The following is a 13,153-nucleotide window of genomic DNA, read 5'->3' on the forward strand; positions in this document are numbered from 1 at the left end:
ACAACGCATGTTCAGGTGGTCCAGGAGTGGGGCTTCGGCCTCCACGGTCGTTCGTGATGAGGAAGCCGCGTGCCGCGATGACGGCGCGGGGCTGAAGGTCGTCAGGCGGCTGGCCCAGTCCATCTCCCATGTGGGCAAGGACGCCGCCGAAGTGCGGGGTGCGCTGGAAGACACGCAGCGCATCGTCCAGGTTCAGGGCCAGGCCATGCAGGCGCTCGGCCGGCAGCTCCAGCAGATCGGCCAGGCCCAGGCCGCCATCGCCGCCGCCACGGCCCAGAGCGCCGCCGCCGTGCAGCGCGCACGCGGCGCGCTCGGCGTCGTCGGTGGCGAGGTCGTCGGCATGTCGACGACGCTGGCCCAGGTGTCGGGTGCGGCCGCCGAGATCACGAAGATCTCGCTGCAGACGCGGCTGGTGGCCTTCAACGCTGCCGTCGAGGCCAAGCATGCGGGCGATGCCGGGCGCGGCTTCGCGGTCGTCGCCGAGGCGGTGAAGGCGCTGGCCGGCCAGGTCGAGGCCTCGTCCAAGGCCATCGTCAGCGCCATCGCCAGCCTGCAGGAACGCATCGACCGCTTCAGCGCCGAGCTGACCGAGAACCCCGCCCGGCCCAGCCAGATCCACGCCGCCTTCCACGAGGTCGAGCAGGACGTGCAGCGCATCGCGGCCTCCGCTGCAGAGAGCGGCCAGCAGATGAACCTGCTCAACGCGCGGGCGCAGGAGTTGGAGCGCGAGGTGCTGGAAGCCACCCACGGCCTCAAGGTGGCCTTCGACGGCAGCGACCGCTTCCTGCGCATGTCGGAGGACCTTGTCGAGCAGATCGCCGAGAGCGGCGTCGAGGTCGACGACATGCCCTTCATCCGCGCCGCCCAGGACGCAGCCGCCGAGATCGCGGTGCTGCTGGAGGGGGCGCTGCGCGACGGCCAGATCAGCGAGGCCGAACTCTTCGACGAGAACTACCGCCCCATCGAAGGCACGTCGCCGCCGCAGCAGACCACGCGCTTCTGCGCGCTGACGGACCGCCTCTTCCCCGGCGTGCAGGAGAAGGCGCTGACCCTCAGCGACAAGATCGTCTTCTGCATCGCGGCCGACCGCAACGGCTACATCGCCACGCACAATCGCAAGTACTGCCAGCCGCAGCGCCGGGGCGACACCGTCTGGAACACGGCCAACAGCCGCTACCGCCGCATCTTCAACGATCGCACCGGCCTGGCCTCGGCGCGCAACACCCGGCCTTTCCTGCTGCAGACCTACCGCCGCGACATGGGCGGCGGCCGCTTCGTCGTGCTGAAGGAGGCCACCGCGCCCATCGAGGTCGCCGGCAGGCATTGGGGCGGCGTGCGCCTGGCCTTCAACTTCTAGCCAAGTGTCTTCGCGCCTATTCGGCGATGCAGGCCCGGTTCTTGCCGGTGTGCTTGGCCTCGTAGAGGGCCACATCGGCGCGGTCCAGCGCCGCTTCCAGCGTCTCGCCGGGGCGGTACAGCGTGACGCCGGCCGAGAAGGTCACGAAGACGTCCTTGCCCTCGTGGCTGAAGAGGGCGGCCGACAGCGAGCGCTGCAGGCGCACCAGCACGGCCTGGGCCTCGTCCAGCGGCGTGTCGGGCAGCATCAGCACGAACTCCTCGCCGCCATAGCGCGCCACCATGTCGCCCGGGCGCAGCGAGGCCTGGGTGCGCTCGGCCAGCGACTTCAGCGCGATGTCGCCGGCGTGGTGGCCCAGGCTGTCGTTGAGCTTCTTGAAGTTGTCGATGTCCAGCAGCGCCAATGCGACGCGGGTCGACTCGCGCTCGGCCTTGGCCTGCTCGATGCCGAAGGCCTGGATCAGGCCGCGGCGGTTGGCGACCTGGGTCAGCTGGTCGGTGTGGACCTCGTTGGACAGGCGGCGCAGTTCGCCCTCCAGCTCGTCGACGCGTTGCGTCAGCGCGGCGGCGCGGTCGTGCTCCAGCGTGAGGCGGGCCTGGGTCTGGGCGACCAGGCCCTGCACGCTGCGGCTCTCCTCGACCATCTCGCGCACGGTGCCGGCCAGGCTTTCCAGCGAGTCGGCCTGCTCGATGGCGTCGGCGTAGCGGCCGACATTGTTCTGGAAGCGGTCGGTGTGCTGGCCCAGCTCGCCCAGCTCGGCCAGCATGCGCTGGATCAGGCCCTTGAGCGCGTCGCGCGCCCGGGAGCGTTCCTCGCGCAGTGAGCGCTGGCGCTCGCGTGTGCCGGCCAGCAGCTCGGAGACGGTGCGCACGCCTCGGCCCGACAGGCCCTGGGCCAATGTCTGGTTCATGGCCTCGGCCTGGCCCTGGGCCCAGGAGTCGTCCTCGGCCAGGTCGACGAGGCTGGAGCTCAGCTCGCGGCACAGGCCGCCGAGCTCGTCGAAGAGGTGGCGGCGATGGTCCAGCAGGTGGCGGGCGCGCAGGCACAGCGTGGCCATCTGGGCGGCGCGCTCGGGCGTGGCGCCGCCCGCCTTCAGCTCGGCCTGGGCGGCCTCGAGCTCGCGCATCAGCGCGTCGGCCGGCGTGGCCTCGGTCTGCGGCGAGCGCAGCGCGTGGCGCACGGTGGCGTTCAGTTCGCCGCCGATCTCGGGCCAGTGCGTCGGCGCCATGGCCGGCACCGGGGCGGGCTCGCGCAGGCCGGTGCGGCTGCTGTCGGCGAAGTTGGAATCGGCGAAGCCGGTGTCGCTGAAGAACTGGCTGGGCGTGCCGCCGTCCTCGCCGGCCTCGACCTCGCTGCCCTCGCTGTCCTTGTCCCAGCTCTGGATCAGCTGGCCCAGGCGCTTGACGAGCTTGTGGCCGTCGGTGCGGGTCAGCTCCAGCACGCGGGCGATGCCGTCCTTCTTGCGCGCCAGCGTCCATTGCCGGCCACCGCGCTCCAGGCCGCGCACCAGGCGCTCGATGGCCTGGGCCAGGGCCTCGGCCTGGGCACCGGGGCCGGCGACGTCGAGCAGCTTCTCGACCTCGCGCAGCAGTTCGTCGTAGCGCTGCTCGCGCAGCGCGGTCTGCAGCTCCTGGCGCGTCGTTCCCGAGGGCAGGGCCAGGCTGATCAGCCGGGACAGCAGCTGCTGCACACGCTCCGGCACGCCGGCATGGGCGGCGGGCTGGCTCTCGGTGCCGGCCTCGATCGCATAGGCGCGGGCGTAGTTCTCGGGTGTGGGCTCCAGCCGGGCCTGGGCCAGGCGCTGCAGTGCAGCCTTGGCGAGTTGGGCCGGCGGGAGCTGGGAGCGCATCAGCGGTGTCCTAGCGAGGCCAGGTCGTTGCTGCCGTCGGCCTGCGTGATCCACGGTGCCTTGCGCGGCAGCACGGTCTGGGCGATCCAGCGCTCCAGTTCGTCGGCCGGCAGCGGCTTGCTGAACAGGAAGCCCTGCATCAGCGAGCAGCCCAGGCGGTGCAGCACCTCCATCTGGCGCAGCGTCTCGACGCCCTCGGCGATGACGCGCAGGCCCAGGGCCCGCGCCAGCGCGATGATGGCGGTGACGACGGCTGAGCTCTGCGGCGTGATGCCGAGGTCGCGCACGAAGGTGCGGTCCACCTTGACCTCGGAGATCGGCAGCGTGGTCAGGTAGGCCAGCGACGAATAGCCGGTGCCGAAGTCGTCGATGGAGATCTCGACGCCGACCTCGTTCAGACGGTGCAGGGACGGGATGACGTTCTGCAGGTCCTTCATCAGGTTGTTCTCGGTGATCTCGAGCTGGATGGAGCGGTGCGGCACGCCGTAGGCGCTGACGCACTGGTGGATGTGCTCGACGAGATCGGTGCGCTCGAACAGCCGGCTGGGCAGGTTGACCGCGATGGAATCGGAGAAGCCGAACTGCAGCGACCACAGCTTGGCCTGGCGGGCAGCCTCCTTCAGCGCCCACTCGGAGAGCGGCACGATGAGGCCGGTTTCTTCCGCCAGCGGGATGAAGTCGGCCGGCGGCACCAGCACATTGCCGCGCTGCCAGCGCATCAGCGCCTCGGCGCCCACCATGCGGGCGGCGCGCACATCGATCTTGGGCTGGTAGTGCAGCACGATCTCGTTGCGCTCCAGTGCCTTGTGCAGTGCGCTCTCCAGCTCCAGCTTCTGCTTGCCGTGGCCGGCCAGCTGCGGCGAGTAGACGGCCGAGGCGTTGCGGCCCTGGCTCTTGACCGCGTACATGGCCACGTCGGAATTGCGCAGCAGGTCGGCCATGGTCTGGCCGTCGCGCGGATAGAGCGCGATGCCGACGCTGGCGGTTACGAAGCATTCCTGGCCGCCGACGAAGATCGGCTCGCGCAGCGAGTCCAGCACGCGCTGGGCCACGCGCTCGGCGTCGCGCTCGTCGGTCACCTCGGGCAGCAGGGCGACGAACTCGTCGCCGCCCAGGCGGCCCACGGCTTCCAGGCCGCGGTGGCTGCGATTGGACAGGCCCTCCAGCACGCCTTCCATGATCTGGTCGGAATGGCGCACGCAGCCACGCAGGCGCCGGCCGACCTCGACCAGCAGCTCGTCCCCGGCCGCGTGGCCGAGGGTGTCGTTGATGACCTTGAAGCGGTCCAGGTCGATCAGCAGCAGGCCGACCTCGTGGCCGCCGCGGCGCGCGCTCTCGATGGCGCGCTCGACGCGCCAGATCAGCTGGCGGCGGTTGGGCAGGCCGGTGAGGGCATCGAAATGGGCCAGCTGGCGGATGCGGTCCTCGGCCTGGCGGCGGTCGGTCACGTCCTGCAGGATGCCGGTGTAGCCGTTGACGCCGCCCTGCTCGTTGAACTCGGGCTCGGCCTCGATGTGCACGACGCGCTGGCGGCCGTCGGGCAGGGTCAGCGGCAGGTCGGTGACGAGGACGGAGGTGTGGGCGATGACGTCGCGCAGCAGGCGCAGGAAGACGTGGCGGTCGTCGTGCGGCACCATGCGCATCACGCCGACGAAGTCGAGCCGGTCCTGCGGGCCGCGGCCGAACACGCGCAGGCCCTCGGCCGAGATCATGAAGCTGGCCGCGACGCCGCGCCGCCATTCGAAGCTGCCCATGCGCGCCAGGTCCTGGGCACGGGCCAGCTTGGCCTTGCTGCGTTCCAGCTCCAGCCGCGTGCGCGAGCTGCGCAGCAGGTAGCGCAGCCGGCCTTCCAGCAGGCTCCACTGCGGCGACTTGACGAAGAAGTCCGTCGCACCGGCCTGGTAGGCGCGGTTGATCGAGGCTTCGTCGTCGAGGCCGGTCAGCATCAGCACCGGCAGGGATTCGAAGCCCGGCGTGGCGCGCAGCAGCGAGCAGGTCTCGAAGCCGTCGAGCTCGGGCATCAGCGCGTCCAGCACGACGACGTCGGGCGTGCGCGTGGACAGCTGGGCGAGGGCGTCGCTGCCGCTGTTGGTTTCGATGACGTCGAAGCCGCGCTCGCGCAGCGCGGCGGCGGTCAGCAGCAGGTTGACCTCGTCGTCGTCCACCAGCAGCACGCGCGGCTGGTGCGTCAGGTCGTCGAGGGCTTGACCGGGTGGCAGCATTGGGCTGGGCGTCACAGCAGCGCGGCGAGTGCCACGCGTACCTGTTGGATGTCTTGGAGCATAGCGTCGAGTTGCGTGGCCAGGCCCTCCATGCGGCCCTCGCGCACCCGCGCTTCGATGTCCGCGCAACGGGCCGACAGGGCCATCGCGCCGAGGCTGGCCGAGGAGGACTTCAGCGTGTGGCTGACATGGCGCACGACGGCGAGGTCCGGCTCGGCGCTTTCGCGGGCGCGGGCAAGGTCGGGCAGCAGGCGTTCGAGCGAGCTGGAAAAGGCATTGACGACCCGTTCCAGCAGCTTGTTGCCCCCGGTCGGGTCGAGCTCGCGCAGGCGACGGATCGCCTCGGGGTCGAGCAGGGCAGGGTGCGGGGAGGCTGTCATGTTGAGGTTGTGCATGAGCACTCCGCAAATGTATCTCGGCCGGCCGGGGGGGATGGCGCGACGGAATGCACGGAATCGACCCTTGCAAGCCCTTGGTTCATATGCACATTCGGCCCGGAAGCGCTGCCTACAATGCCCCGCATGAACAGCCTCAGCGACGACAGCGCGCTCACGCCGCGCCGCCAGGAGCGGCGCCTGCCGATGCGGCTGGTGGTGCTGGGCTTGGGCGGCGCGGCCCTGCTGATGCTGATGCTGGGCGTCCTGGTCGTGCTGGCGCTGATGCGGGCCTGGGGCGGCGAGATCGGCCTCGTGCACGCCGCCCTGGTGCTGACGGCCTTCTTCACCGGCGTCATGGTGCTCACCGCGGCGGCGCTGGGCTGGCATGCCGGCGTGCGCCTGACGCGCCAGCGCCTGGCCGAGCCGCTGCGCGAGGCGCGCCAGCAGGTGCTGATGCAGGCCCAGCTGCAACGCGACTGGCAATGGGCCACCGACGCCGAGCACCGCCTGGTGCGCTGGCAGGCACCGCAGGGCGCGCCAGCGTCCAGCTGGGTGGGTACCGCGCCCGGCTCGCAGAAGCTGTGGGAGCGTTTCGAGGCGGCCGAGCCGGCCGCCCAGCTGCGCCAGCGCCTGGACGCCCGCCAGCCCTTCGCCGAGCTGCCGCTCGGTGCCGCTTCGGGCGATGCTCGCTGGCGCCTGCAGGGCCTGCCCTGCATCGATTCGCAGGGCCATTTCGCCGGCTACCTGGGTACGGCCCGGATCGAGAACGCGGCCGCCGCTACGCCGCCGCAGGCCGCCGTAGCGGCCGACCCGGCCGCCGAGCACGAGTCCTTCAGCTACACGGTCTCCCACGACCTGCGCGCACCGCTGCGCGTCGTCGAGGGTTTCGCGCGCATCCTGAAGGAGGACTATGGCGCGCGGCTGGACCGGGTCGGCAACGACCATCTGGACCGCGTCCTGAGCGCCAGCGCGCGCATGAACAGCATGATCGACGCGCTGCTGTCGCTGAGCCAGCTGAGCACTCGGCCGCTGGCCCGCCAGCCGGTCAACCTGTCCCAGCTTGCCGGCTTCGTGATGGAGGAACTGCGGCGTTCCGCGCCGCAGCGCGAGCTGGTGCTGGACATCGAGCCCGACCTCGTCGTGCAGGGCGATCCGACGCTGCTGCGCATGGTGCTGGAGAACCTGCTGGGCAATGCCTGGAAGTACAGCGCCAAGACGGACCGCACCGAGATCCGTTTCGGCAGCGCCCAGCAGGACGGGCGGCGCGTCTTCGTCGTGTCGGACAACGGCGCGGGTTTCGACATGCGTTTCGCCGAACGCCTGTTCGGCGTCTTCCAGCGCCTGCACAGCGCCAGCGACTTCCAAGGCACGGGCGTGGGCCTGGCCCTGGTGCGCCGCATCGTGCGCCGCCATGGCGGCGACATCTGGGCCGAGTCGGCCGTGGGCGAGGGCTCGCGCTTCTACTTCACCCTGGCCTGAGGCCCCTCGTCCAGTCGCGCCCTGCTGAACGCGGGCGCGTCTGGCCGGTCTTGCAGACCGCGCTGCGGACAGTGCCGCAGCTCTTCGCCAGGCACGTCGAGCCCACTGGGCTCAACGTGTCCGGGCTCAGCCCCTGAGGGGACGGCGATGCTCGCGGGGAAGGCCCCGCTCGGCGCTCGGCCCGCAGGCAGGCACGACGGCCGCCCAGATCAGTGATTCAGCGCGTGCCCGGACGAGCCAGCAGTTCGACGGCATCGACGATGCGGCGGGCCTGCTCCGGCAGGCTGTGGGCTTCGGCGGCGGCTAGGCTGGTCAGCCGCGCCAGGGCCTCGTCGCACGGCAGCGAGTAGCGGTGCATCAGCACGCCGACGGCCAGGGATGTCGGGTCCAGCATCGCGGGCAGCCCGGACGGCGCTGCCGCAGGGGGGGCGGCCGGCGCCGTCGAGCGCGCGAACGCGGCCTCGACGGCGGGCACGATCTGCGAGATGTCCAGAGGCTTGACGAGGTAGGCGACGGCGCCCAGCTCCTTGACCTTGGCGACCGTGGCCTCGTCGGCGAAGGCGGACAGGAACATGAAGGGCGTCTGCAGGTATTCGCGCAGATAGGCGGCCACGTCGAAGCCGGTCAGGCCTTCCATGCGGATGTCGAGCAGGGCCAATTCGGGCCGGTGCTCGCGCGCGAGCAGGATGGCATCGTCGCCGTTGTCGGCATCGATGACCTCGAAGCCGGCCTGCGTGAGCCCGTAGCTCAGCGTCGCCAACACCAGACGGTCGTCATCGACGACCAGGATCTTGCCCTTGCTCACCGCGCCCCTCGTTCAAGAACTTGGCTTTGTGGCCGGATTGTGAACCACGCTGGGCGGGATCAACTCCAGCCGGCAAACCACGTCCTCGCCCTGCTGTTCCAGGCTGAGGATGGCGCTGCGCCGCGGCAGCAGCGCGCGCACCAGGCCCAGGCCCGACACGCCGCTCCTCACGTTCTGCAGCAGGAAACCCTCGGGCAGGCGGCCGGGGTTGACGATCTCGACCATCACGCCGGCGCTGTCGCAGATCAGCTGGCAGCGCACCTGGGCGCCATTGCCGTGGCGCAGCGCGTTGCCGAGCAGCTCGTTCAGGCTGAGCGCGATCGGGATGGCCTCGGCCTCGGGCAGGCACCAGTCGTCCAGCAGCGCGCCGCCCTCTGCGGCGGTCGTGATGACGCGGCCCTGCATGCGCTGCACCGAGCCGACGATGGCGTCGAACACGCGCTTGAGCATCAGCGGGCCCGCGGCACCCACCTGCAGGCCGTAGACCTGGGCGATGGCCTGCACCTGGCCGACGGCCTCCTTCAGCACCGGCGCCACCTCGGGGCGGCGCGCGGCGATCTGCTGCAGCAGACCGGCCACGCCCTGCAGGTTGTTCTTGATGCGGTGGTGCACCTCGCGCACCAGCAGCTCGCGCTGCGAGATGGCGGCCCGCAGCCGCGCCTGCTCGGCGGCGCGCTGCTCGGTCACGTCGCTGGCCACCATCAGCAGCAGCTCGGGCCCCGTGGCGTCGCTGTCGCCGCCGACGCCGGCCAGATGCAGCAGCCGTGCATCCCAGATGCGCGTGCCCTGCCCGGCGGGCACGTGGTACTCGCGCTGTACGACGGCCTGCGAGTCCAGCGCCTCGCGCATGTCGGCCACGACCTGGGCGCCCAGCTCGGCGCCGAACAGCTGGGCCGGCGTGCCGCCCAGCATGGCGGCCTCGGGCCGGCCGGCCAGCGTCGCGGCGGCGTGGTTGAGCTTGACGATGCGCAGGCTGTGGGCCTCGTGCAGCGTGATGGCCAGCGGTGCGCCTTCGATGACGCGGGCCAGCGAGGCCTGGGCCAGGCGGCTCTGGGCCTCGGCCTGGCGGCGGCGGTCGATGTCCAGCAGCGCATAGGTCAGCTGCATCGTGCCATCCTCGCGCGGCGTCTGCACGGCGTTGCCGATGACCCAGAACTCGCGCCCGTCACGGCCACGCAGCCGGCACTCGAACACGTCGGCGCCGGGCTCGGCGTGGAAGGCGTGGTGGTCGTCGTCCGGGGCCAGCACGCCCATCGGCCGGCCCTGCACATCCTCCAGCTCGCAGCCGAACATGCGCCGCGCCGAGCGGTTCATCCACTCGATGCCGTCGGGGCCGACGCTGACGATGCCGACCAGCACCGAGTCCAGCACCGCGCGCTCGCTCTCGGCGCGCAGTAGCAGCGCGCTCTCGGCCTGGGCCTGGGCCGTCACATCTAGCGTGACGACCGAGGTCGAGCGCCGGCCGCCGGCCAGCAGGCCCGGGGCGACGCGGGTCAGCAGCCAGCGCCGGCCGAGCTCCGGGTGGCGCACGGCATAGCGCACCTCGATGGCATCGCCCTTCTTCAGCGCGCGTTGCAGGCGCTCGAATTCGGGCAGGGAGGCGGGCTCGACGATGTCGCGGTTGATGCCCTGCAGCGAGCCGGCGGAGGGCTTGGCGCCGGCCTTGAAGGGCGAACCCTTGCGGTGGGCCTTGACCCAGCCGGCCTCGGGTTGGAAGGTGGCCAGGCCGACGGCGGCGGTGTCCATCAGCGCGTCGAGCTGCTGGTGAGCGAGGTCGCGCTCGTGCAGGGTGCTCTGGTCCTCCAGCACGGCCAGCAGCATGACGCGGCCGGGCTGGCGCCACAGGCGCAGCCGCGCCTGCAGCCAGCGCTGGCGGCCCTGGGGATCGGCGAATTCGGCCTCGGTGACGAGGGGGCCGTCCTGTGCATGCTGGGCCGTCAGCGCCGGCAGCGGCGCGCCACGGCTCCAGCCCAGCAGGGCCTGCAGCAGCTCGGGCAGGTCGTTGAAGTGGCGCGGCGAGCCGGCACACAGCGCGTCGAAGGCGGCATTGCGGCGCAGCAGCGCGCCGCTGGCCGCGTCGGCCAGCAGCAGCGGCAGCGGCGACAGGGCCAGCCACTCGGCGAGCGGCGGCTCGCCGGGGGCGGCCGCGCTCAGGCGCGCATGCAGCAGCCAGTTGGGGCGCTCGCGCAGCAGGTGCAGCGTAGCGCGCTGGCCATCGGCGAGCTTGAGCGGCGGGGCGGGTGGCGGGGCGCGGCCGGTGTCTATGGCTGCGGTGGCCTCGCGCAGCCAGGTCTCCAGCCGCGTGCCGGCCGCGTGGCGCAGCAGCCGCCAGCCCTCGGCGGCATCGGGCCCCAGCCATTCGCGGGCGGCGGGGTTGGCGCGCAGCGCGGACAGGTCGGCCCGCAGCGTCAGCACCGGGTCGCCGACGAGGTCGATCAGCGCAGCGGAGGCGGGCGGGCCGGCCATCGCGCTCAGCCGGGCGGGAGGCCCGTCCGGGCCGGGCCGTCGATGGCGGGCGAAGGCGCCTCGCTCATTCGAGCTGGGCCGCCTTGTGCAGGGCTCGCATCAGGCAGGCATTGATCTCGCCGGCGCCCAGCATCAGCGCCTCGGCTCGCTCGCGGTAGTCGAAGACCGACTCGGCCTCGATGGCCCGCACCAGGTCCAGATAGGGCTGGTAGGGGCCGCTGCCTTCCACCAGCGCCTGGCGCACGCGCTCGGGCACGGGGATGCTCTGCAGCAGCTTCTCGAAGGGTGCCTTCAGCATGTGGTCCAGCAGCGAGAACAGGCCGCAGATGAACATCTCGTCGCGCTGCTCGCGCTCGCTCATGCCTTGTGCGAACTCCTCCATCAGCAGGCCGCGGCGCAGCGCGCCGTACATGATGGGGCGCATGCTGTGGTCGTTGCTGGCGGTGGTGAGCAGCAGGGCCAGCCAGCGCTTCATGCGGGCATAGCCCAGCAGCATGATGGCGTGGCGGAAGCTCGACACCTCGACCGGCAGGCCGAAGGCGGCGGAGTTCAGGTAGCGCAGCAGCTTGAAAGCGAGGCTGGGGTCGCGCTTGAGCGTCTGCTCCAGGCGCTCGACGTCCTCGCCCTGGTCGAGGCGCGACATCAGCTCGACGATGACCTGCAGGTCGGCCGCCATCTCGGTCTTGCCCGTGCCCGGGGAGGCCTCGTAGGGGCCGTCCATGGGCCAGCCGATGACGGCACTGGCACCGGCGCCGAAGCTGGCGGCGATGGCCTCGACGCCGCGCACGCCGGCATGCAGCACGGGCACGCCCGCGGGAGCGGCCTGGCCGGGTTCGAGCACGACCTGCCTGAACAAGGCGGCGACCTCGGCCGGCAGCGGCGACTGGGGCAGGCCCTTGAGCACGCCTCTGTGGCCGGCGGCCTTCAGCGCGGCCAGCGGCGCGGCATTGGCGGCGTCGGCGGCGATGAAGGCGGGCATCTCGATCTGGGTGGGCTCGGCCGGTGGCTCGTTGATTAGCGCGCCGAGCAGGGCCTCGCCCTGGGGGTTGAGCAGCTCACCGCCACGGGGCCAGACCGCCGCGAGGGCGCCCAGCAGCTCGGCCTGGTCGACCTTGGCGTCGGCGCGCAGCGGGATCAGCGTGAGCCGGGTGCCGGCGACGGCTCGCTGGCGGTCGATGATCGGTGCATAGCCGAGGGCGACGCCGGGCAGGATGGCGTGATCGAGGGCGGCGGGGGTGTTGTCGGACATGGCTCGGCGCGGGAAGGCGGCAGGAGGCCGTCAGTCTGCCATGAGCGCCCGGCCGCCGCCGTGGCAAAGCGTGACAGGTGCACGGCGACCGTCCGCCGGCGCACCGGCGTCAGCCGTTGATGTACTGGAACAGCGACATGCGCTGCACCATGGCGTAGGACTTGAGGGCGGCGTCGTAGCCGGTCTGCTGGTTCTGGAAGTCGGAGATGGCCTGCACCATGTCGACATCCTCGGCGGCGCTCTTCTCCTGGGTGGCGTAGAGCTTCAGGCCGGACAGGCGGCTTTCGCTGCCGTCGAGGTTGTTGAGCTGCTCGCCGATCTGGCTGCGCACGCTCTGCATATTGCCCATCACCGCATCCAGGTCGCGCAGCCGGTTGGAGTTGCTCTGGGCGATCTGGGTGCCGGTGCGCAGCGGGGTCTTGAGCTCGGCGATGGATTTGTCCAGCACATCGAAGACCTTGAGCGAGTTGGTGGCCGGCGCGATGGTGAAGTTGTCGCCATTGACCGGCGCGCCGCTGATCGTGACGGCCAGGCCGTCGAAGCCGATGCTGGTGCCCGGCTTGAGGGTGCCGGTGGCAGCCGTGCCGTCACTGGGCGGGGGGCTGATGGTGTAGGTCTGGGCCGCTGGCGCGGTGCCGGTGATGCCGATGCTGTAGTTCAGCCCGGTCAGCTTGGACGGGGCGGTGATGCTGCCGGGGTCGATCCAGCCCTGCGCCGCGGCGCCGGGCGGGGTGCTGGTGGGGTTGGTGCCGGCGTCGGTCACGAAGAAGCCGTTACCGCTGCGCGCCTGTTCCCAGGCCGCGCGGCCGTCGACGCTCATCTGGTAGCTGTCGAGGTTGCCGGTCTGGATCGTCCCGGGCGTGCCGACATAGCTCGCGCCGCCGGCCTGGTCGAGGAAGGGCGGGTTGCTGGAGCCCTGGCCCGAGAAGATGTAGCCGCCGGAGCCGTCGGGCCGGTTGGCGATGGACAGCAGCTGGTCGCGGATGCCCTGCAGCTTGTCGGCCAGGCCCTTGCGCTCGGCGTCGGAATAGCTGGCGTTGCCGGCAGCCACCATGGTCTCGCGGGCCTGCTGCAGCAGGTCGTTCGCATCGCCGAGGGCGGATTCGCTCAGCGTCATGCTGTTGCGGCTGGCCTCGAGCGCGCGCTGGTTGGCGTCCACGCGGTCCATCGCGACCTGGGCCCGCTCGGCACGGGCCGCGGCGGTCGGGTCGTCGCTGGCAACCTGGACCCGCTTGCCCGACGTCAGCTGTTGCTGCTGGTTCTGCAGCGTGTTTTGGCGCCGCTGCAGGTTGGCGATCGACGTGTCGTAGAGGTTGGCGGTGGAGAGTCTCATGGGCTGACCCTAGGCT

9 protein-coding genes are annotated in these 13,153 nt (G+C 71.5%); 2 read left to right on the plus strand and 7 right to left on the minus strand.

The genetic code is table 11. The annotated features are described in order from the left end of the window. Positions 1 to 7 precede the first annotated feature (7 nt). Positions 8 to 1,357 carry a methyl-accepting chemotaxis protein gene (locus tag EV671_RS10255; RefSeq protein WP_132571211.1) on the plus strand — a complete coding sequence of 450 codons (1,350 nt, stop codon included), beginning with the start codon at positions 8 to 10 and terminating at the stop codon, positions 1,355 to 1,357. Between the two features lie 16 nt (positions 1,358 to 1,373). Here EV671_RS10255 and EV671_RS10260 read toward each other — a convergent pair whose 3' ends face one another. The 3 genes from EV671_RS10260 to EV671_RS26705 are packed head-to-tail and all read right to left on the minus strand — an operon-like array spanning position 1,374 to position 5,823. After that, positions 1,374 to 3,206 (minus strand): GGDEF domain-containing protein, encoded by a 1,833-nt coding sequence (locus EV671_RS10260; protein WP_132571212.1) that lies wholly within the window; start codon positions 3,204 to 3,206, stop codon positions 1,374 to 1,376. Next, positions 3,206 to 5,428, minus strand: coding sequence for a putative bifunctional diguanylate cyclase/phosphodiesterase (locus EV671_RS10265; RefSeq protein ID WP_132571213.1), 2,223 nt, complete (start codon positions 5,426 to 5,428; stop codon positions 3,206 to 3,208). Before EV671_RS10265 ends, EV671_RS10260 begins: the two co-directional genes overlap by 1 nt. A gap of 11 nt (positions 5,429 to 5,439) precedes the next feature. Then, a complete protein-coding gene (locus EV671_RS26705) occupies positions 5,440 to 5,823 on the minus strand; it encodes an Hpt domain-containing protein (RefSeq protein WP_165917522.1) in 384 nt (127 codons plus the stop codon). 126 nt (positions 5,824 to 5,949) lie between these two features. Here EV671_RS26705 and EV671_RS10270 point away from each other — a divergent pair, with 126 nt between their 5' ends. Then, the gene (locus EV671_RS10270; RefSeq protein WP_165917523.1) at positions 5,950 to 7,284 is read left to right on the plus strand and encodes a sensor histidine kinase; all 1,335 of its coding nucleotides are present in this window, start codon (positions 5,950 to 5,952) and stop codon (positions 7,282 to 7,284) included. Positions 7,285 to 7,501: 217 nt separating this feature from the next. Here the strand turns inward: EV671_RS10270 and EV671_RS10275 are convergent, their stop codons facing one another. The 4 genes from EV671_RS10275 to flgL form a co-directional block, all read right to left on the minus strand. Further along, on the minus strand, positions 7,502 to 8,089 hold the full coding sequence (locus EV671_RS10275) for a response regulator (protein WP_132571215.1): 588 nt from the start codon (positions 8,087 to 8,089) through the stop codon (positions 7,502 to 7,504). Between the two features lie 12 nt (positions 8,090 to 8,101). Next, positions 8,102 to 10,555: a PAS domain-containing sensor histidine kinase gene (locus EV671_RS10280; protein ID WP_132571216.1), complete on the minus strand. Its 2,454-nt coding sequence runs from the start codon at positions 10,553 to 10,555 to the stop codon at positions 8,102 to 8,104. A 64-nt stretch (positions 10,556 to 10,619) separates the two neighbouring features. Further along, positions 10,620 to 11,804 (minus strand): EAL and HDOD domain-containing protein, encoded by a 1,185-nt coding sequence (locus tag EV671_RS10285; RefSeq protein ID WP_132571217.1) that lies wholly within the window; start codon positions 11,802 to 11,804, stop codon positions 10,620 to 10,622. Between the two features lie 109 nt (positions 11,805 to 11,913). Further along, complete coding sequence (flgL, locus tag EV671_RS10290; RefSeq protein ID WP_132571218.1) at positions 11,914 to 13,137, minus strand: flagellar hook-associated protein FlgL; 1,224 nt, start codon at positions 13,135 to 13,137, stop codon at positions 11,914 to 11,916. Positions 13,138 to 13,153: the final 16 nt, after the last annotated feature.

The sequence above is a fragment of the Roseateles saccharophilus genome (assembly GCF_004342485.1).
Classification (GTDB): Bacteria; Pseudomonadota; Gammaproteobacteria; order Burkholderiales; family Burkholderiaceae_C; genus Pelomonas; species Pelomonas saccharophila.

Excerpts from the sequence above, each read along its gene's own strand:
- EV671_RS10265 (WP_132571213.1), bottom strand. The coding sequence starts at position 5,428 with ATGCTGCCACCCGGTCAAGCCCTCGACGACCTGACGCACCAGCCGCGC.
- EV671_RS26705 (WP_165917522.1), bottom strand. The coding sequence starts at position 5,823 with ATGCACAACCTCAACATGACAGCCTCCCCGCACCCTGCCCTGCTCGAC.
- EV671_RS10255 (WP_132571211.1), top strand. The coding sequence starts at position 8 with ATGTTCAGGTGGTCCAGGAGTGGGGCTTCGGCCTCCACGGTCGTTCGT.
- flgL (WP_132571218.1), bottom strand. The coding sequence starts at position 13,137 with ATGAGACTCTCCACCGCCAACCTCTACGACACGTCGATCGCCAACCTG.
- EV671_RS10285 (WP_132571217.1), bottom strand. The coding sequence starts at position 11,804 with ATGTCCGACAACACCCCCGCCGCCCTCGATCACGCCATCCTGCCCGGC.
- EV671_RS10260 (WP_132571212.1), bottom strand. The coding sequence starts at position 3,206 with ATGCGCTCCCAGCTCCCGCCGGCCCAACTCGCCAAGGCTGCACTGCAG.
- EV671_RS10270 (WP_165917523.1), top strand. The coding sequence starts at position 5,950 with ATGAACAGCCTCAGCGACGACAGCGCGCTCACGCCGCGCCGCCAGGAG.
- EV671_RS10280 (WP_132571216.1), bottom strand. The coding sequence starts at position 10,555 with ATGGCCGGCCCGCCCGCCTCCGCTGCGCTGATCGACCTCGTCGGCGAC.